This window comes from Bradyrhizobium sp. SZCCHNGR1005, assembly GCF_032489995.1.
In the GTDB taxonomy this organism is placed as follows: domain Bacteria; phylum Pseudomonadota; class Alphaproteobacteria; order Rhizobiales; family Xanthobacteraceae; genus Bradyrhizobium.
This window is the reverse complement of the sequence record NZ_JAUEZC010000001.1, coordinates 263,636-282,318: the sequence shown is the minus strand read 5'-3', so window position 1 is coordinate 282,318 and position 18,683 is coordinate 263,636. Positions and strand designations below refer to the sequence as shown.

Sequence of the window (18,683 nt, the reverse complement as noted above, 5' to 3'; positions counted from 1 at the left end):
CGCTTATTGCGGAGGGGGCGGCAGGAAGTGGATGTTGTATTCGGCCGCAAGCTTGACGACATCATCCGGGTTCTGCTCGCGCATGTTGTGGATGGCCCAGAACAGGTCGTACAGCCGCCGCGTCGGCGACACCCAGAACAGGGTCTTCGCGGTCTGACCTGACTTGTTGAAGATGCCATGTGGTTTGCCCATCGGCAGCCGCACTGTATCGCCGGCCGTCGCATATTCGTCGGCGCCGTCGAGCATGAAGTCGAGCCGACCTTCCAGGATGTAGAGATATTCGTCCTGGTCCGGATGGATGTGCGGCGGCACGAAGGTGCCGTTCGGAAACGTCGCGTGCCAGGAGAAGCTGTGCTCGGTGCGGTTCTTCGGCACATAGGTCTGGCCCAGGATGCTCCAGGAAATGCCCTGGATGCCTTCATTGGCGCGGGTGATGCCGGCGATTTCCGGATGGCTCATATGTTTCGCTCCCTTTGTTACTTGGCTGGGCAGTCTTTGGCGTAACGATCGCCGTAATTCTCGAATACCTTCTGCACGATCTCGGTCTGGAATTTTCCGTCCGGACGCTTGGCGACCTTGGTCAGGTAGAAGTCCTGGATCGGATAGCCGTTGCTGTTGAACTTGAAGTTGCCGCGCAGCGAGGTGAAGTCGGCCTTCTTCAAGGCTGCGGACACGGCGTCCTTGTTGCCGAGATCGCCGCCGACGGCCTTCACCGCGCTGTCGATCAGAAGCGCTGTGTCATAGGCCTGCATCGCGTAGGTGCCGGGCACGCTGTGATAGGCTGCCTCGTAACCTGCCACGAACTTCTTGTTCTGGGGATTGTCGAGATTGGGCGCCCAATCGGCGCCGCCGAACATGCCGACCGCGGCGTCCTGCTGCGCCGGCAGAGTCGATTCATCCACTGTGAACGCCGACAGCACCGGGATGCTCTCTGCGAGGCCGGCCTGCTTGTACTGCTTGACGAGATTGACGCCCATGCCGCCTGGCATGAAGGTGAACACGGCATCGGGCTTCTGCGAGGAGATCTTGGACAGCTCCGGCTGGAAGTCGAGCGTGTTCAGCGGCACGTAGGACTCTTCGACGATCTCGCCCTTATAGTCGAGCTTGAAGCCGGCAACCGAGTCGCGGCCGGCCTGATAGTTCGGCACCAGGAGATAGACCCGCTTGTAACCGCGGTCCTGCGCGACCTTGCCCAGGACCTCATGCACCTGATCGTTCTGGTAGGAGGTGACATAGAAGAACGGGCTGCACTCCTTGCCAGCGTAGCTCGATGGTCCTGCGTTCGGGCTGATCAGGAAGGTCTTGTTCTCGATGACCGGACGGTGGATCGCCTGCAGCATGTTGGAGAAGATCGGGCCGACCACGAAGTCGACCTTGTCGCGCTCGAGCAGGCCCTTCGCCTTGGTAATGGCCGCATCCGGCTTCAGTTCGTCGTCGGCGACGATGACCTCGACGTCCTTGCCGCCCATCTTGCCGCCGAGATCCTTGACCGCGAGGTTGAACCCATCACGGACCTGCTGGCCCAGTGCGGCGGCAGGTCCCGACAGCGTCACGATGACGCCGATCTTGATCTTGTCGGCCGCGATGGCCGGCTGCGCAATCAGCGCGGTGGCAACGCCAAAACTGGCCAGCTTCAGAAACGCTTTCATGACAACTCCCCCGGATTCAGACATTCGACACGGTGCTGTTGCACTCGGCCAGGCAAATGCTTCCACCTCAAGCCTAGTCCGATGCAGCCCTTCGCCGCAAGCAAGACGCAGCGCCTGGAGGCGGGCGACGCAGACATGCAAGCAACGCGCCAATTACTTGAAGCCTAAAGGAATTGCAGACGAGATATGGTATTCGATGTCGAACGCACGTTTTCCCTTGCGCCATCGATGCGCGGAAGGCCAGAATGATTCTCCGCTTACAACTTTCGATTTCACGCCGATGATGCTGACATGACCCTTGATGCCGAAACCAAGGCTGTCGAAATGCCCGAGGACCACGCCGAGGAGCTGCGGCTGTGGCTGCGACTCCTGACGTGCACCAACCTGATCGAGGGCGAGATCCGCAGCCGGCTGCGCGAGCGCTTCGACGTGACCCTGCCGCGCTTTGACCTGATGGCGCAGCTCGACAAGGCGCCCGACGGCATGACGCTGTCGGACGTGTCGAAGCGCATGATGGTATCGAACGGCAACGTGACCGGGCTGGTCGAGCGCCTGGTGGACTCCGGCCATCTCGACCGCCGGACCTCGGATACCGACCGCCGGGTTCAGGTGATCCGGCTGACCAAGCTCGGCCGGGCCGAATTCCGCAAGATGGCAGCCGAGCACGAAACCTGGATCGCCGATATCTTCGGCGAACTGACCGAAAAGGACGTGCGCGACCTGATGCGGCTGCTGGCGAAGACCAAGGGGTCGGCGCAGAAAGCCGTGCAGCGGCGGGAAGCATGACGTGAGCAGTGCAGGCGCAATCGACTACGAAGCCGAGTACAACAATCGCGCGCGGGTGCCGGAAAACCCGCAGCTGATGGCGGGGTGGGCGAGGGATGCTGCCGCCTACCGCGAGCAGAACGCGCCGCGCCGGATGACTTACGGTCCCGGGCCGCGCCATATCGTCGATCTGTTCGAAGCTGGGGGCGACGGTCCGATCGTCGTGTTCATTCACGGCGGCTACTGGCAGGCGCTCGACGGCTCCTCCTTCAGTCACTGTGCGCGCGGCCTGAATGCGCACGGCGTCACGTTGGCGGTGCCGACCTACGATTTGTGTCCGCAGGTTTCGGTCGCTGCGATCATCGACGAGATGCGCGAGGCGATGCGCGCGCTCGGCGGGCTCGGACGCCCGCTCGTCGTCAGCGGGCATTCTGCCGGCGGGCATTTGGCTGCCTGCATGCTCGCAACCGACTGGCCCGCACGCGACGCTGCGCTGCCGAAGGATCTGGTGATCGCCGCCTACAGCATTTCCGGCCTGTTCGAGCTCGAGCCGCTGGTCGGGACCTCTATCAACAAGGCGCTCGGGCTCGACGCTGCGGCTGCGCGCGCGGCGAGCCCCTTGTTCTGGATGCCGCCGACAACTGGCAGCCTCGATGCCGTGGTCGGTGCCGAGGAGAGCGCGGAATATCTGCGCCAGAGCCGGACCATCGTCGAGCGCTGGGGGGCGGCCGGCGCTGCGACGCGTTTCGGCACCGTACCCAGCGCTAATCATTTCACCGCGATCGCACCGCTCGCCGATCCCGCCTCCGCCATGGTGTTGCGGCTGAAGACGTTGGCCGGGCGCTGACCGCCTAAAGAACGTGCGCGCACTGCACAATGTTCGGCTCTTGCGTCCAAATGTTTTAAGCCTAAAATGTTTAGGACTGAAACGTGCCGGGCGTCCCTTGAACGAGAGGAGCGTGCGATGGCCAGTGCCGCCAAAGCCCAGATGCCGGAAAGCTTGAACTCCAAGGCCGCGACGGCCCATACGGATACGTTCGCGCGGGACAATCTGCCACCGCGCGAGCTGTGGCCCGAGTTCGTATTCGCGCGCCCCGAGTTGCAGTATCCGCCGCGACTGAACTGCGTGACGCATTTCCTCGACCGCTGGGTCGAGGAGGGGCGGGGGGATGCGCCCTGCATCATCAGCCCTGAAATCAGTTACAGCTATGGCGATCTGCAGGCGCTGGTGAACAGGATCGCGAACGCGCTGGTGAACAAGCTCGGGCTGGTCACCGGCGGTCGCGTGCTGCTGCGCTCCGCGAACAACCCGATGATGGTGGCGACTTATCTTGCGGTCATCAAGGCCGGCGGCATCGTGGTCGCCACCATGCCGCTGCTCCGCGCCAAGGAGCTCGCTTATCCGATTCAGAAGGCGCAGATTGCGCTGGCGCTGTGCGACGGCAAGCTGGCCGATGAAATGGAAAAAGCCAAAGAGAGCGCGCCGGCGCTGCAGCGCGTGGTCTATTGGGGCACCGGGCGGGCGGATTCGCTGGAGGCGCTGATCGCCGATCAGAGCGCGGAGTTCGCCGCCGTCGATACCGCCTCGGATGATCTCTGCCTGATCGCCTTCACGTCGGGCACGACCGGCGATCCGAAGGGCACGATGCATTTTCACCGCGACATGCTCGCGGTCTGCGACGGCTATGCGCGCAACGTGCTGCGGGCGCGCCAGGAGGACCGCTTCATCGGCTCGGCGCCGCTCGCCTTCACCTTCGGCTTCGGCGGCGTGCTGTTTCCGATGCATATCGGTGCGTCCTACGTGGTGCTGGAAAAGACCTCGCCCGACGATCTGCTCGCCGCGATCGAGCGTTACAAGGCGACCGTCTGCTTCACCGCGCCGACCGCCTATCGCGCCATGCTGGGCAAGCTCGCCGGCCGCGACGTCGCGTCTCTGCGCAAATGCGTCTCGGCCGGAGAGACCTTGCCGAAGGCGACGTTCGACGCCTGGTTCAAGACAACCGGATTGAAGCTGATGGATGGCATCGGATCCACCGAGATGCTGCACATCTTCATCAGTGCGGTCGAGGACGAGATTCGCCCCGGCGCGACCGGCAAGCCGGTGCCGGGCTATGAGGCGAAGATCGTCGACGACGAGGGGCGCGACGTGCCGCCGGGCACCATGGGACGGCTCGCCGTGCGTGGCCCGACCGGCTGCCGCTATCTCGCCGACGAGCGCCAGCGCAAATATGTCCAGAACGGCTGGAACATCACCGGCGATACCTACCTGATGGATGAGGACGGCTACTTCTGGTACCAGTCGCGCTCCGATGACATGATCGTGTCGGCTGGCTACAACATCGCGGGCCCCGACGTCGAGGCGGCACTGCTCAGTCATCCGGCGGTTGCCGAGTGCGGCGTGGTCGGCGCGCCGGACGAAGCCCGCGGGATGGTCGTGAAAGCCTATGTCGTGCTGGCACCGGGCGGCGTCGGCAATGATGCGCTGGTCGCCGAGCTTCAGGAGCATGTCAAACGCGAGATCGCGCCTTACAAATATCCGCGCGCAATCGAGTTCGTGCCCCATCTGCCGAAGACCGAGACCGGCAAACTGAAGCGCTTTGCGCTGAGACAGATTGCGCAAACTCAAGCCGAGAACCAGGCCTCGCCCGGCGCGGCCGCATAACAGGGAGAGACGTTCGTGAGCACGCCGAAAGCACCCACACTTGCGCTTACGAAGCCGCAAGGGGCCAATGGTCCGCGGGTGCTGCAGCCGAGCGGCTGGCCGATGCCGAAGGGTTACGCCAACGGAATGACCGCCGAGGGGCGCCTCGTCGTCACCGGCGGCGTGATCGGCTGGGATCAACACGAACGGCTGCCGGACGGCTTCCTGGCGCAGGCGCGGCAGACGCTGTCGAACATCGCAGCCATTCTGGCCGAGGGCGATGCACGGCCGGAACACCTGGTACGGCTGACCTGGTACGTCGTCGACATGGACGAATATCTCGCGAACCTGAGGGAGCTCGGGGCTGCCTATCGCGAGATCTTCGGCAGCCATTATCCGGCGATGGCACTGGTCCAGGTGGTGCGGCTGGTGGAGCCGGCCGCGCGGCTGGAGATCGAAGCCACTGCCGTTGTCCCGCACTGATGGTGGGAGCCCTTTCGGGGCGCGCCACCAATTAGGAACGACTGCGTGGTTCGTGCCTTCTCCGATATGGCACGTTTGATCTGCAACGATTTCCGCGACCCCGCCGCCGCTGAGGCCTATGAGATCGCGCTGGACTATCTCTGGCGCACCGGCGTCGTGCGCAACGAGTTCGAGACCTACCGGTTTCTGGCCTGTCAGATCTCGCAGATGATCGACCATGGCCAGACCAACAAGCTCCGGATGGCCAACAAGGCGATTTCCGAATATGAGCGGCGCTTCGGCTGAAGCTGCATGCACTGGAGCGGCCGGTCCTGATCGGCCCAGGCGACGTCCGGCAAGATCGCGACCGCCCGGCGTCCACGGTCGGGCTGCAAGCTGATCCGAAGGCATACATCTGCGTCCTCGCGGCATGGCCTGCCCGAGTTTTGTGTGATCGCGACCCTCCGAAAATCGAGAGGGCGCAGGGAAGGCCGGGCATCGGCTGATGCCCGTGGCCCCCGTGCGTGAGAAAAGCACGGGGCAGGAACCACAGGTTCAGCCGGAGTGCTCCGGCCTTCCCTGCGCGATGGCTTACGGCTTATACGTGATCTCCTCGGCGCGCCGGGCTGTTTGGCCACCGTGTCGCGACGACGCGCAAAGCGCGTCGCGCTGGATACCAGCGTCGGGGTATCAGGACCACACGATTTCGCCGTCCGCGTTTGTGCCAGTCGTCGGCTGTCACTCACACGTCCACCGCATCCCGCACTCCACGTATCGTGACGACGCGTACGCCCCTCTTCGATGAGGCGGGATGCGCGAGATCATCGTCGTGATTTGCCCGACGCGGCAAGCCCGGCGCGCTGCGACACGTTAACGCGACGGGCAGTCACACAAGGGATCACAGTACGTCGGGGGGCACTTGGGGTGGGCTGCTAGCCGAAGCCAAACAAACAACAGATGTCGTCCCGGCGAACGCCGGGACCCATACCGCGGAATCTCTTTTAGGCCCGCGTGGCTGAGATGAAGCGCTGCAACATCGCACGGTGAGTATGGGTCTCGGCTCAAGGCCGGCACGACAGCGGAGATATTATCGGCTTCTGTTCACTTCACGCCCGACTCGCGCTCGTGCCGGACGATGCCTCGCGTTGCGGGAAGTTCGTTTGACTAGGACGGGGGTTGATCACATAGCACGGTGCCTCATCGCCGTCATTGCGAGGAGCGGAGCGACGAAGCAATCCAGAATCTTGCCTGCAGGGCTGGATTGCTTCGCTTCGCTCGCAATGACGGATGCTGCAAGCGAACAAATTTGCGCAAGGCGACCTAACGGTACGTCGCGACGATGTCGCTGACGGCGCGCTCGAGCTGTTGGGCCGTGGCACATTGGCGCACGACGTTGCAGAAGGTTTGGTAGCGCGGCATCTCGGAATCGCCCCAGCCCCAGGTCATGCGCCCTTCCGGATTGAGCCAGACCACGCGCTTGGCGCGTTCGGCGATGCGCTTCAAGATGTCGGCGCGCGGATCGAGATTGTTGCTGCGGGCGTCACCAAGCACGATCACCGTGGTCTGCGGCGTCACCGAGGCCATGAACGCCTTCTCGAAATCGGCGAGCGAGGTGCCATAGTCGGAAGAGCCGAAGCCGACCTTGCTCATGATCTCGGCCATCGCTTCCTCGGCCGGCTTGCCATTGAGGATTTCGCTGACCTCGATCAGGTGGCCGGAGAAGGCGAAAGAGCGCACGTCGCTCACCACCTCATGGAGGCTGTGGATCAGCAGCAGGAAGAAGTCGGAGACGCGGGCCACTGAACCCGACACGTCGCAGAGCGCGACGATCTTGGGCTTGTCGCGATGGCGGCGTTTCCAGGCGGTGAGGAACGGAACGCCGCCCCAGGCCGCATTACGGCGGAGCGTTCGGCGCACGTCGAGATGGCCGCGGCGTTGCCGCTTGCGCGGCTTCGAATAGCGCTCGCGCAGGCGACGCGCGATCTGCCGGATCAGGGCCCGCATCTCCGCGATCTGGCGCGGTTCGATCCGGGACAGCGGCGCATTGCGCAGCACGTCATGCCGCAGGTTCTCCGCTTCCTCACGGCCGTAAAGCGCGAGCGCCTGCGCCACCGTCTCTCGCACGGTCTCGCGCAGGGCTTCGGTCGCGTCCTGCAGCCGCTCGGCTAGCGCCGGATTCTGCTCAGCGAGGGCGTCCAGATCATCGCGCAGCCGCTGGATCCCCATCAGGTCGAGCATGCGGCTGGAGAACAGGCCGCGCTGGGTGAAGTAGCGAATCCCGGACAGGCCGGCCGCGGCCGAGGCGTTGGCGAACGCCGCCGACATTTCGGTGCGGTCTTGCGACAGCAGCATCTGGGCCAACGATCCCAGGGCCTGGCTTGTTGCCTCGTCAGCGCCTGCTGAAGGCTGCGGGATTGCATCTAGGCTCTTGTCGTTCGCTTGACCCTGGCTCTCCGGCTGCGATGGCTGAGGCTCGGCAAAGAACAGATCGAAACAGGCGCCGAGCGCCTTCTTCTCGTCCTCGCTCTTGGCGAGCGTCAGCAGCAGGCAGTCGCGTAGCACCGCGCGATCGGCAAGGCCGACGCTCGCGACAGCCCGCATCGCATCGATGCTCTCGGCGGGCGAGACGTGCACGCCGGCGCCGCGCGCGGCGCGAAAGAAGCGATGCAGGTTCTCCTGCATCGGATTTTAGAACGCGTGCTGGCGCTGGGCCTTGGCGACGAAGTTCGTCACCTGCGGCAGCGCCACCTCGATGTCGGACTCGTATTTCAGCAGCACGTTGAGCGTGTCCTTCACCATCTCGTGGCCGAGTTCGGCGGCCTGCAGCAGCACCAGCACCCGCGCCCAGTCGATGGCCTCGCTGACCGACGGCTGCTTCTTCAGGTCCAGCGTCCGGATGTCGTGGATGAAGGCGACGAGCTGGCGGCGCAATGTCTGCGAAATGCCCGGCACGCGGCTCTCGACGATGCGTTCCTCGAGCCTCTGTTCGGGGAAACCGATATGCAGATGCAGGCAGCGCCGCTTCAAGGCGTCGCCGAGATTGCGTTCGCTGTTCGAGGTCAGGATCACGGTCGGCGGCGCGGCCGCGGCGACGGTGCCGAGCTCGGGGATGGTGACCTGGAAGTCGGAGAGGATTTCGAGCAGCAGCGATTCGAACTCGGCGTCGGACTTGTCGATCTCGTCGATCAGCAGCACGCAGCCTTCAGGCTGCAGCAGGGCCTGCAACAGCGGCCGCGGCTCGACGAATTCCTTGGAAAAGAACACATCGCCGAAGCTATGCAGCTGCTCGAGCGCAGCAGGCAGGGTTTGCGCGCCGCCCAGCACCTCGCCGAGCTTGTCCTTCAGGATCTGGGTGTAGAGCAGCTGCTTGGCGTATTTCCACTCGTAGAGCGCCTTGGCCTCGTCCAGGCCCTCATAGCATTGCAGCCGGATCATCTTCAGGCCACGCCAGGCGGCGATCGCCTTGGCCAGCTCGGTCTTGCCGACGCCGGCGGGGCCCTCGACCAGGATCGGCTTCTCGATGGCCTGGCTGAGGTAGACGGCGGTCGCGATCTGGCGGCTGGCGATATAGCCCTGGGCGGCGAGGCCGGATTCGACGGCTTCGATCGAGGCGACGGCGTGGGAGGCGGGCCGGGGATCAGCCAGGGAATTAACCAAGGAATGCGCTCCGATCTTACGGGCGAAGCGGCGATCTCTGCGTTTCCGGCCCATGGAATTGCCGACAGCAAGCCGTGGTATTAATGCCCTGGCATGACCGGTCTTTGTGTTATCTCCTGGCTACGCGCCTCGGGCTGGAATGTCCAGCGCACGCGGGGCGCGGGTGCCGGATGTCGCATCACGCCGAGTGGAACATCACGTCGAGTGGAATATGAAACGATCCATCCTGCCTCTCATCGTCCTGTTGGTCCTCGTGGTCGGGGGAGGGTGGATCATCGGCGCGTCCAACCTGCCGGGCCCCTGGTACGGCTCGTTGGACAAGCCGCCGTTCACGCCGCCGAACCGGTTGTTTCCGGTCGCCTGGACCGTGCTCTATGTGCTGATCGCGATCGCAGGCTGGCGGACCTACGAGCGGGTCGGCAGCGGCGTCGTCATGCAGGTCTGGTGGGCGCAACTGCTCCTCAACTTCGCCTGGTCGCCGATCTTCTTCACCGCGCATCTGATGTGGGTGGCGCTCGGCGTGATCGTGGCGATGTTCGCGCTGATCGTCGCGTTCATCGTGATGTCGTGGCGGGAGGATCGGATCGCGGCGCTGTTGTTCGTGCCCTACGCCCTGTGGGTGGCATTTGCGTCGGTGCTGAATGCGTCGCTGAACGTGATGAATTTGAGATGAGGGACAATCTGCAGCCGCGATGCGTAGGGTGGGCAAAGGCGCGCAGCGCCGTGCCCACCGGCTTTCGGAATGCAGAACGAAGGTGGGCACGCTTCGCTTTGCCCACCCTACGAACTCATAACCCGCTGTCGTCCCCGCGAACGCCGGGACCCATACTGCTGATAGTCAATGGCTGGAAAAGGCTCGGGGTCGTCCTTCTTAGTCGACAACGGGCGCCGGGGGCTATGGGTCCCGGCGTTCGCGGGGACGACAGTTCGGGGCGTCGCCCGCAGCTGTGCGAGATCACGCCTGATGTCCGGGCCTCACTCCCATGAACCTCAGGCAGCTCGAATATTTCGTGCAGGTTGCCGAGCTCGGCTCGTTCAGCAAGGCGGCTTCCGTGCTCGAGGTGGCGCAGCCGGCGCTGTCGCGGCAGGTGCGCGCGTTGGAGTCCGAATTGAAGCAGCAGCTGTTCGCGCGCAACGGCCGCGGCGTCGCGCTGACCGAGGCGGGCAAGCGGCTGTTCGATCACAGTGTCGCGGTGCTGCAACTGGTCTCGCATGCCCGTGAGGATCTCGGCGCCAGCCGCGATGCGCCAGTCGGGCGGGTGACGATCGGGCTGCCGCCGAGCATCGCCCGGCAACTGACGCTGCCCTTGATCGATCGCTTCAAGCGCGAATTTCCGGCTGCGCGCCTTGCGGTGGTCGAGGGGCTGTCGACCCACATCGTCGAGTGGGTGACGACCGGCCGGATCGATGTCGGCATGGTCTATAATCCGGAGGCGCAGCCGGGCATCGAGATCACGCCGGTGCTGCAGGAGGCGCTCGCGCTGGTCAGCCACGCGCCGAAGGGCAAGCGCCGCGTCAGCGCGCCGCTGCCGATGAAGGAGCTGTCGCGCCATCCGCTGATCGTGCCGGAGCGGGTGCATGCGATGCGCCGGCTGCTGGAGACGCAGGCCGCACTCGCCGGCGTCAAGCTCGACATCGCCTGGGAGGTGTCGAGCGTGCCTTCGATCATCGATCTCGTCTGCGCCGGCTACGGCCATGCGGTGCTGACGCCGAGCGGGGTCGCCGCCTCCGGCCGGGCCGGCGAGCTCGCGATCCGGCCGCTGACAGATCCGACGCCGACCAGCGTGCTCTGCCTGGTCACCTCCGCGCACAAGCGCCCGACGCCGCTCGCCCAAAGCACCATGAAGCTCGCCTCGGCGCTGATCCGCAAGCTGCCGCGGTAGCCGACGGATCTGGCTCGGCTTGGAAGGCGCCACCCGCCCCTGGAGGGCAGGGCGGTTGCATATGGCGTCAAGCAGAGGCGGGGCCTCATGGTTCGAGACGCGTGGCTTTGCCGGCCTTGCCTTGGATTGGAGCCATTCCAATTCCAGTATGGCTTGTGGAAATATTATACCATTTTGGAATATCTGATATAGGCGCCCGGCGCTGGCGCCGGCTTCCGCGCTGCGTCACATACCCCGGTAATCACACATCCGGGCGGAGCCGCCGCGACCTGCGCTCGCCGGATCGAAGAAATTTTTCGAAATCAATCCCAAGGAAGCGCACGACGATGCCTGCGACCAGCCGAGTCGATGTTCAAACCTTTCTCGACGAGCACCCGTTCTCGCCGTTCCAGTGGCTGATCTTCGGCCTGTGCTTCGTGATCGTGCTGCTGGACGGTTTCGACACCGCGGCGATCGGCTTCATCGCCCCGTCGCTGCTCAAGGAGTGGGGCGTCGAGAAGTCGGCGCTCGGCCCGGTGCTCAGCGCCGCGCTGTTCGGACTCGCCGCCGGCGCGCTGTTCTCGGGGCCGCTCGCCGACCGTCTCGGCCGCAAGGTCGTCCTGGTCGGCTCGGTGCTCGTGTTCAGCATCGCCTGCCTCGCCTCCGCCTTTGCGACCAACCTGACCGAGCTCACCGTCCTGCGTTGCGTCACCGGCATCGGCCTTGGCGCCGCGATGCCCAACGCGGTGACGCTGCTGAGCGAATATTGTCCGCAGCGGCTGCGCGCCACCATGACCAACCTGATGTTCTGCGGCTTTCCGCTCGGCGCCGCCTTCGGCGGCTTCCTCGCGGCCTGGATGATCCCGCAATGGGGCTGGCGCAGCGTGCTGCTGCTCGGCGGCGTCACGCCGCTGATCCTGACCGTGGGGCTGGTCGTGATCCTGCCGGAATCGGTCCACTATCTGTTGTCGCGCGGCGCCTCCGTCGAGCGCGTCCGCAACGTGATGCGGAAGATCTCGGAGGCGGCATCAAAGGTCAGCCAGTTCGTGATGCTGGAGCCGGAGCATGCCGAGGTGACCAAGCGGGTCAATGCCAGCGGCATCGGCATGGTGTTGTCGCCGGTGCTGCGCGCGGGCTCGCTGATGCTGTGGATCGCCTATTTCATGGGGCTCGTGATCTTCTACGCGCTGATCAACTGGATGCCGATCCTGTTCAAGGATGCCGGCCTCAATCCGCAGACCGCGACCCTGATCTCGGCGCTGTTCCCGCTCGGCGGGGTCGGCGCGGTGTTCTTCGGCTGGCTGATGGACCGCTTCAACGCCAATCTCATCATCGCCGTGGGCTATGCCCTGACCGCGGTCTCGATCTTCTTCATCGGCCAGGCAGCGGGCCAGGTTGGCCTGCTGATGGCCGCGGTGTTCCTGGCCGGCGTGCTGATGAATACGGCGCAGTCCTCGATGCCGGCGCTGGCGGCGGCGTTCTATCCGACGCAAGGGCGCGCCACCGGCGTGTCCTGGATGCTCGGCATCGGCCGGTTCGGCGGCATCGCCGGTTCCTTCCTGGTCGCCGAGATGACGGCGCGGCAGCTCTCCTTCAGCCAGATTTTCGCGGTGATGGCCATTCCCGGCGCCATCGCGGCGGTCGCGCTTGTGGTAAAGCAGTTCGTGGGACCGGGACGGTCGAGCGACAAGGGGATCGGCGCTGCGGTCGCAGCCCATTGAAACGGCGCGCCTGCCACGCGTTAAAAGGTTAGGGAGAGACTGACGTGATCATCGACGTGCACGGCCATTACACCACGGCTCCGAAGGCGCTGGAGGAGTGGCGCAACCGGCAGATCGCGGGCATCAAGGACCCGTCCGTTGCGCCTAAGGTCAGCGAGCTCAAGATCAGCGACGACGAGCTGCGCGAGAGCATCGAGGCCAACCAGCTGAAGAAGATGAAGGAGCGCGGCAGCGATCTCACCATCTTCTCGCCGCGGGCGAGCTTCATGGCGCATCATATCGGCGACTTCCAGGTGTCCTCGACCTGGGCCGCGATCTGCAACGAGCTGTGCTATCGCGTCAGCAAGCTGTTCCCGGACAATTTCATCGGCGCGGCGATGCTGCCGCAATCGCCGGGCGTGGATCCCAAGACCTGCATTCCCGAGCTGGAGAAGTGCATCAAGGAGTACGGCTTCGTCGGCATCAACCTGAACCCCGATCCCTCGGGCGGGCATTGGACCTCGCCGCCGCTGTCGGACCGGCACTGGTATCCGATCTATGAGAAGATGGTCGAATTGGACATCCCCGCGATGATCCATGTCTCGACCAGCTGCAACGCCTGCTTCCACACCACCGGCGCGCATTACCTGAACGCCGACACCACCGCGTTCATGCAGTGCCTGACGTCGGACCTGTTCAAGGACTTCCCGACCTTGAAGTTCCTGATTCCGCATGGTGGCGGCGCGGTGCCGTATCACTGGGGCCGCTTCCGCGGCCTCGCCCAGGAGCTGAAGAAGCCGCTGCTGAAGGATCACCTGCTCAACAACATCTTCTTCGACACCTGCGTCTATCATCAGCCCGGCATCGACCTGCTCACGGGCGTGATCCCGGTCGACAACATCCTGTTCGCCTCGGAGATGATCGGGGCGGTCAGGGGCATCGATCCCGAGACCGGCTTCTATTACGACGACACCAAGCGCTATATCGAGGGCGCGAAGCTCACGGCCGAGCAGCGCCACCAGATCTACGAAGGCAATGCGCGGCGGGTGTTCCCGCGGCTCGACGCCGCGTTGAAGGCCAAAGGCAAGTAAGTTAGGGACCGCGGATATGAGCACTCCCATGAACAATCTCGGCATCGTCAAGAAGACCATCACCCGCGCCGACAAGGCGGCGGTGGAGAAGCTGTCGCAGTTCGGCGTCGCCACCATCCACGAGGCGATGGGCCGCGTCGGCCTGATGCAATGCTACATGCGGCCGATCTATCCCACCGCCAAGATGTGCGGCACGGCGGTGACCGTGCTGCTGCAGCCCGGCGACAATTGGATGCTGCATGTGGCGGCCGAGCAGATCCAGCCCGGCGACGTCGTGGTCGCGGCCTGCACGGTCGAGAACACCGACGGGTTCTTCGGCGATCTGCTCGCGACCAGTTTTCGCGCCCGCGGCGCCAAGGGCCTCGTGATCGATGGCGGCGTGCGTGACGTGGCAGATCTCACCGAGATGCAGTTCCCGGTGTTCTCGAGGGCGATCTCGGCGCGCGGCACCGTCAAGGCGACGCTCGGCTCGGTCAACATCCCGGTGGTCTGCGCCGGCGTTTCGGTCAATCCCGGCGACGTGATCGTCGCTGATGTCGACGGCATCGTGGTGGTGCCGGCCGCGGTGGCGCATCAGGCCGCGGATGCCGCCGCTGCGCGCGAGGCCAACGAGGCGGACAAGCGCGAGAAGCTCGCCTCCGGCGTGCTCGGGCTCGACATGTACAAGATGCGCGAGCCGCTGGCGAAGGCGGGACTCAAATATATCGATTGAGCACCATGACCAGCGCCTCCAACCCGAATCCTTCGAACCAGTGGCATGTCGGGATCGTCGGTTACGGCGAGGTCGGCAAGATCCTCGCCGAGGACCTGCGCAGGGACGGCGTGCGCGTGTCGGCCTATGACGTCAAGCTGCGCGACGAGCGCGGGAATGCCATGCGCGAGCACGCCGCGCGCATCGGCGTGACGCTCGCGGCCTCGCATGCCGCGCTGTCGGCGCAAGCCGACTTCATCGTCTCGGCGGTGACCGCGAGCCAGGCGGTGCCGGTGGCGCAGGCTTGCGCCGACACAGTGAAGCAGGGGGCCTGGTTCCTCGACTTCAACTCGGCCTCGCCCGGCGCCAAGCAGCGCGCGGCTGCGCTGATCGACGGTGCCGGCGGACGCTATGTCGAGGGCGCGGTCATGACCTCGGTGCCGCCCTATCGGATCAAGGTGCCGCTGCTGCTCGGCGGCCCCGGTGCGCGCGAGCTGGCGCCGCTGCTCAATGATCTCGGCTTCGCCGCCAAGCCCGCCAGCGATAAGCTCGGCGTCGCCTCGGCGACCAAGATGTGCCGCAGCATCATGATCAAGGGCCTCGAGGCCATGGTCATCGAAAGCTTCACCACCGCACGCGCCTATGGCGTCGAGGACGCGGTGCTGGCCTCGCTCCAGGAGACGTTTCCCGGCATCGACTGGGAGAAGCAGGGCGCCTATTTCTTCCAGCGCGTGATCGAGCACGGCCGTCGTCGCGCCGAAGAGGTGAGGGAGGTCGCGGAGACCGTGCGCGAGGCCGGGCTGACGCCGTGGTCGGCGCAGGGCACCGCCGAGCGTCAGGCCTGGGTCGCCGATCTCGCCGATGAGGGCCTGTTCGGCGAACGCGGCACGAAAGAGTTCGCCCGCAGCCCCGACTGGCGCACCGAGGCCGACCGCATTCTCAAGAACATCAAGTCCAAGGAGTAACGGACGTTATGGAGTTTCAGAAAACGCCGGGTTGGCTGGACTGGTATCAAGGTCCGTCGAAGCCGCGCTTCAAGGTGCCGGCGGGCAGCGTCGACGCGCATTGCCACGTGTTCGGACCCGGCGCCGAATTTCCGTACGCGCCCGAGCGCAAATATACCCCGTGCGATGCGTCCAAGCATCAGCTCTACGCGTTGCGCGATCATCTCGGCTTCGCGCGCAATGTCGTGGTGCAGGCGACCTGCCACGGCGCCGACAACCGCGCCATGGTCGATGCGCTCGTGCATGCCAACGGTAAGGCGCGCGGCGTCGCCACGGTCAAGCGCAGCGTCACCGACGACGAGCTGAAGGCGATGCACGAGGCCGGCGTGCGCGGCGTCCGCTTCAACTTCGTCAAGCGGCTGGTCGATTTCACGCCCAAGGACGAGCTCAACGAGATCGCCGGGCGCATCAGTAAGCTCGGCTGGCATGTCGTGATCTATTTCGAGGCGGTCGATCTGCCGGAGCTGTGGGACTTCTTCACCGCGCTGCCGACCACCGTCGTGGTCGACCACATGGGCCGCCCTGACGTCACCAAGCCGGTCGATGGTCCGGAGTTCGAGCTGTTCGTGAAATTCATGCGCGAGCACCAGAATGTCTGGTCCAAGGTGAGCTGCCCGGAGCGGCTGTCGGTGAAGGGACCGACGGCGCTGGACGGCGAACAGAACGCCTATCGCGACGTGGTGCCGTTCGCGAAGCGCATCGTCGAGACCTTCCCGGATCGTGTGCTGTGGGGCACCGACTGGCCGCATCCGAATTTGAAGGGTCACATGCCCGACGATGGCCTGCTGGTCGATTTCATTCCGCATATCGCGGTGACGCCGGAGCTGCAGAAGAAGCTCCTGGTCGAGAACCCGATGCGGCTCTATTGGCCCGAAGAATCCTAGCGCGAAGAATCCTAACGAGGAGACGATCGATGTCGCTCGACAAACCCTATACCGACGTTCCCGGCACGACCATCTTCGACGCCGACATGTCGCGGATGGGCTATCACCTCAATCAGTTCTGCATGTCCTTGATGAAGGCGGAAAACCGCGCCCGCTTCAAGGCCAATGAGCGCGCCTATCTCGACGAATGGCCGATGACGGAAGAGCAGAAGCAGGCGGTGCTGGATCGCGATCTCAATCGCTGCATTGCGCTCGGCGGCAATATCTACTTCCTGGCCAAGATCGGCGCCACCGACGGCAAGAGCTTCCAGCAGATGGCCGGCAGCATGACCGGTATGACCGAAGACCAATACCGCGACATGATGGTGAAGGGTGGCCGCTCGGTCGAGGGCAACCGTTACACCAAGGAGAAGAAGTGATGGCCCATATCTCGGCTAGCGTCTACACCTCGCATGTGCCGGCGATCGGCGCCGCGCTCGACCTCGGCAAGACCGGCGAGGATTATTGGAAGCCGGTGTTCCAGGGCTACGACTTCACCAAGCAATGGGAGAAGGAGCAGAAGCCGGACGTCGTGTTCCTGGTCTTCAACGATCACGCCACCGCCTTCAGCCTGGAGATGATCCCGACCTTCGCGATCGGCACCGCCGCCGAATATCAGCCGGCCGACGAGGGCTGGGGTCCGCGTCCGGTGCCGAAGGTGATGGGCCATCCGAAGCTCGCGGCGCACATCGCGCAGTCGGTGATCCAGGACGATTTCGATCTCACCATCGTCAACAAGATGGATGTCGATCACGGCCTCACCGTGCCGCTCAGCCTCGTGTTCGGCCAGGTCGATGCCTGGCCGTGCCCGGTGATCCCGTTCGCCGTCAATGTCGTGCAATATCCGGTGCCGTCGGGGCGCCGCTGCTTCATGCTCGGCAAGGCGATCCGCAAGGCGATCGAGACCTATGACGAGCCGCTCAACGTGCAGATCTGGGGCACTGGCGGCATGAGCCATCAGCTGCAGGGTCCGCGCGCCGGCCTGATCAATCGCGAGTGGGACAACAAGTTCCTGGACCGGCTGATCAGCGATCCCGAGGGGCTCTCGAAGGTGCCGCACATCGAATATGTCCGCGAGGCCGGGAGCGAGGGCATCGAGCTCGTGATGTGGCTGATCGCGCGCGGCGCCATGAGCGATGTCAGCGACACCAACAAGGGCAAGGCGCCGACCGTGCGCCACCGTTTCTATCATGTGCCGGCGAGCAACACCGCGGTCGGCCATCTGATTCTGGAGAACAACTGATATGGCCAAGACGATCAAGGTCGCACTGGCCGGCGCCGGTGCGTTCGGTATCAAGCACCTCGACGGCATCAAGAACATCGCTGACGTCGAGGTGGTCTCGCTGGTCGGCCGGAGGCTGGAGCCGACCAAGGAAGTCGCCGACAAATACGGCATCAAGCATGTCGCCACCGAGCTCGCCGACAGCCTGAAGCTGCCGGAGGTCGACGCCGTGATCCTCTGCACGCCGACCCAGATGCATGCGGCGCAGTCGATCGAATGCATGAAGGCCGGCAAGCACGTGCAGGTCGAGATTCCGCTGGCGGACTCCCTCAAGGATGCCCAGGCGGTGGTCGAGCTGCAGAAGAAGTCCGGGCTGGTCGCGATGTGCGGCCACACCCGCCGCTTCAACCCGAGCCATCAATGGGTGCACAAGAAGATCAAGGCCGACGAATTCCACATCCAACAGATGGACGTGCAGACCTACTTCTTCCGCCGCACCAACATGAACGCGCTCGGCCAGCCCCGCAGCTGGACCGATCATCTGCTCTGGCATCATGCCGCGCACACGGTCGATCTGTTCGCCTATCAGGCGGGGTCGCCGATCGTGAAGGCCAATGCGGTGCAGGGGCCGATCAACCCCGCGCTCGGGATCGCGATGGACATGTCGATCCAGCTCAAGGCGGCCAACGGTGCGATCTGCACGCTGTCGCTGTCCTTCAACAATGACGGCCCGCTCGGCACCTTCTTCCGCTACATCGGCGACACTGGCACCTACATTGCCCGCTACGACGATCTCGTGAACGGCAAGGAGGAGAAGATCGACGTCTCCAAGGTCGATGTCTCCATGAACGGCATCGAGCTGCAGGACCGTGAGTTCTTCGCCGCCATCCGCGAAGGCCGCGAGCCGAATGCCTCAGTCGCGCAAGTGCTGCCGTGCTATCAGGTGCTGCACGATCTCGACGAGCAGCTCGCGCAGGGCTGAGCTGTCAATGGCGTTCGTAGGGTGGGCAAAGCGA

At 64.5% G+C, this 18,683-nt stretch carries 19 protein-coding genes; 15 read left to right on the top strand and 4 right to left on the bottom strand.

The window, feature by feature from the left end:
* Positions 1–3: 3 nt before the first annotated feature.
* Positions 4–459, bottom strand: a complete 456-nt coding sequence (locus QXZ85_RS01225) for a cupin domain-containing protein (protein ID WP_315706987.1) — start codon at positions 457–459, stop codon at positions 4–6.
* A 17-nt stretch (positions 460–476) separates the two neighbouring features.
* Complete coding sequence (locus QXZ85_RS01220) at positions 477–1,649, bottom strand: ABC transporter substrate-binding protein (RefSeq protein WP_315706988.1); 1,173 nt, start codon at positions 1,647–1,649, stop codon at positions 477–479.
* A gap of 291 nt (positions 1,650–1,940) precedes the next feature.
* Between QXZ85_RS01220 and QXZ85_RS01215 the strand changes: the two genes are divergently transcribed.
* The 5 genes from QXZ85_RS01215 (at position 1,941) to QXZ85_RS01195 (ending at position 5,823) form a co-directional block, all read left to right on the top strand.
* On the top strand, positions 1,941–2,435 hold the full coding sequence (locus QXZ85_RS01215; RefSeq protein WP_315706989.1) for a MarR family transcriptional regulator: 495 nt from the start codon (positions 1,941–1,943) through the stop codon (positions 2,433–2,435).
* Between the two features lies 1 nt (position 2,436).
* Positions 2,437–3,261: an alpha/beta hydrolase gene (locus tag QXZ85_RS01210; RefSeq protein ID WP_315706990.1), complete on the top strand. Its 825-nt coding sequence runs from the start codon at positions 2,437–2,439 to the stop codon at positions 3,259–3,261.
* 117 nt (positions 3,262–3,378) lie between these two features.
* Complete coding sequence (locus tag QXZ85_RS01205; protein ID WP_315741610.1) at positions 3,379–5,076, top strand: benzoate-CoA ligase family protein; 1,698 nt, start codon at positions 3,379–3,381, stop codon at positions 5,074–5,076.
* Positions 5,077–5,091: 15 nt separating this feature from the next.
* Positions 5,092–5,538 (top strand): RidA family protein, encoded by a 447-nt coding sequence (locus QXZ85_RS01200; protein WP_315706992.1) that lies wholly within the window; start codon positions 5,092–5,094, stop codon positions 5,536–5,538.
* Between the two features lie 45 nt (positions 5,539–5,583).
* Positions 5,584–5,823, top strand: coding sequence for a hypothetical protein (locus tag QXZ85_RS01195; protein WP_315706993.1), 240 nt, complete (start codon positions 5,584–5,586; stop codon positions 5,821–5,823).
* A gap of 1,014 nt (positions 5,824–6,837) precedes the next feature.
* Here the strand turns inward: QXZ85_RS01195 and QXZ85_RS01190 are convergent.
* Together QXZ85_RS01190 and QXZ85_RS01185 are read right to left on the bottom strand one after the other, a co-directional pair.
* Positions 6,838–8,199 carry a vWA domain-containing protein gene (locus tag QXZ85_RS01190; RefSeq protein ID WP_315769293.1) on the bottom strand — a complete coding sequence of 454 codons (1,362 nt, stop codon included), beginning with the start codon at positions 8,197–8,199 and terminating at the stop codon, positions 6,838–6,840.
* 6 nt (positions 8,200–8,205) lie between these two features.
* A complete protein-coding gene (locus tag QXZ85_RS01185) occupies positions 8,206–9,174 on the bottom strand; it encodes an AAA family ATPase (RefSeq protein WP_409977534.1) in 969 nt (322 codons plus the stop codon).
* A 253-nt stretch (positions 9,175–9,427) separates the two neighbouring features.
* Between QXZ85_RS01185 and QXZ85_RS01180 the strand changes: the two genes are divergently transcribed.
* The 10 genes from QXZ85_RS01180 to QXZ85_RS01135 all read left to right on the top strand — a co-directional run bounded on the left by QXZ85_RS01180 (position 9,428) and on the right by QXZ85_RS01135 (position 18,649).
* Positions 9,428–9,847 carry a TspO/MBR family protein gene (locus tag QXZ85_RS01180; RefSeq protein WP_315707102.1) on the top strand — a complete coding sequence of 140 codons (420 nt, stop codon included), beginning with the start codon at positions 9,428–9,430 and terminating at the stop codon, positions 9,845–9,847.
* 310 nt (positions 9,848–10,157) lie between these two features.
* On the top strand, positions 10,158–11,057 hold the full coding sequence (locus tag QXZ85_RS01175) for a LysR substrate-binding domain-containing protein (RefSeq protein ID WP_315764982.1): 900 nt from the start codon (positions 10,158–10,160) through the stop codon (positions 11,055–11,057).
* A 326-nt stretch (positions 11,058–11,383) separates the two neighbouring features.
* A complete protein-coding gene (locus QXZ85_RS01170; RefSeq protein ID WP_315707091.1) occupies positions 11,384–12,757 on the top strand; it encodes an MFS transporter in 1,374 nt (457 codons plus the stop codon).
* Positions 12,758–12,801: 44 nt separating this feature from the next.
* On the top strand, positions 12,802–13,827 hold the full coding sequence (locus QXZ85_RS01165; RefSeq protein WP_315707090.1) for an amidohydrolase family protein: 1,026 nt from the start codon (positions 12,802–12,804) through the stop codon (positions 13,825–13,827).
* A gap of 16 nt (positions 13,828–13,843) precedes the next feature.
* The gene (gene ligK / locus QXZ85_RS01160; RefSeq protein ID WP_315769290.1) at positions 13,844–14,539 is read left to right on the top strand and encodes a 4-carboxy-4-hydroxy-2-oxoadipate aldolase/oxaloacetate decarboxylase; all 696 of its coding nucleotides are present in this window, start codon (positions 13,844–13,846) and stop codon (positions 14,537–14,539) included.
* Positions 14,540–14,544: 5 nt separating this feature from the next.
* Positions 14,545–15,483 carry a DUF1932 domain-containing protein gene (locus QXZ85_RS01155; RefSeq protein WP_315769288.1) on the top strand — a complete coding sequence of 313 codons (939 nt, stop codon included), beginning with the start codon at positions 14,545–14,547 and terminating at the stop codon, positions 15,481–15,483.
* Positions 15,484–15,491: 8 nt separating this feature from the next.
* On the top strand, positions 15,492–16,406 hold the full coding sequence (locus tag QXZ85_RS01150) for an amidohydrolase family protein (protein ID WP_315769286.1): 915 nt from the start codon (positions 15,492–15,494) through the stop codon (positions 16,404–16,406).
* Between the two features lie 29 nt (positions 16,407–16,435).
* Positions 16,436–16,825, top strand: coding sequence for a protocatechuate 4,5-dioxygenase subunit alpha (gene ligA, locus QXZ85_RS01145; RefSeq protein ID WP_315769284.1), 390 nt, complete (start codon positions 16,436–16,438; stop codon positions 16,823–16,825).
* Positions 16,825–17,688, top strand: coding sequence for a class III extradiol dioxygenase subunit beta (locus QXZ85_RS01140; protein WP_315707085.1), 864 nt, complete (start codon positions 16,825–16,827; stop codon positions 17,686–17,688). Before ligA ends, QXZ85_RS01140 begins: the two co-directional genes overlap by 1 nt.
* 1 nt (position 17,689) lies before the next feature.
* Entirely contained in the window at positions 17,690–18,649 is a 960-nt protein-coding gene (locus tag QXZ85_RS01135; RefSeq protein ID WP_315741603.1) for a Gfo/Idh/MocA family oxidoreductase, read from the top strand.
* Positions 18,650–18,683: the final 34 nt, after the last annotated feature.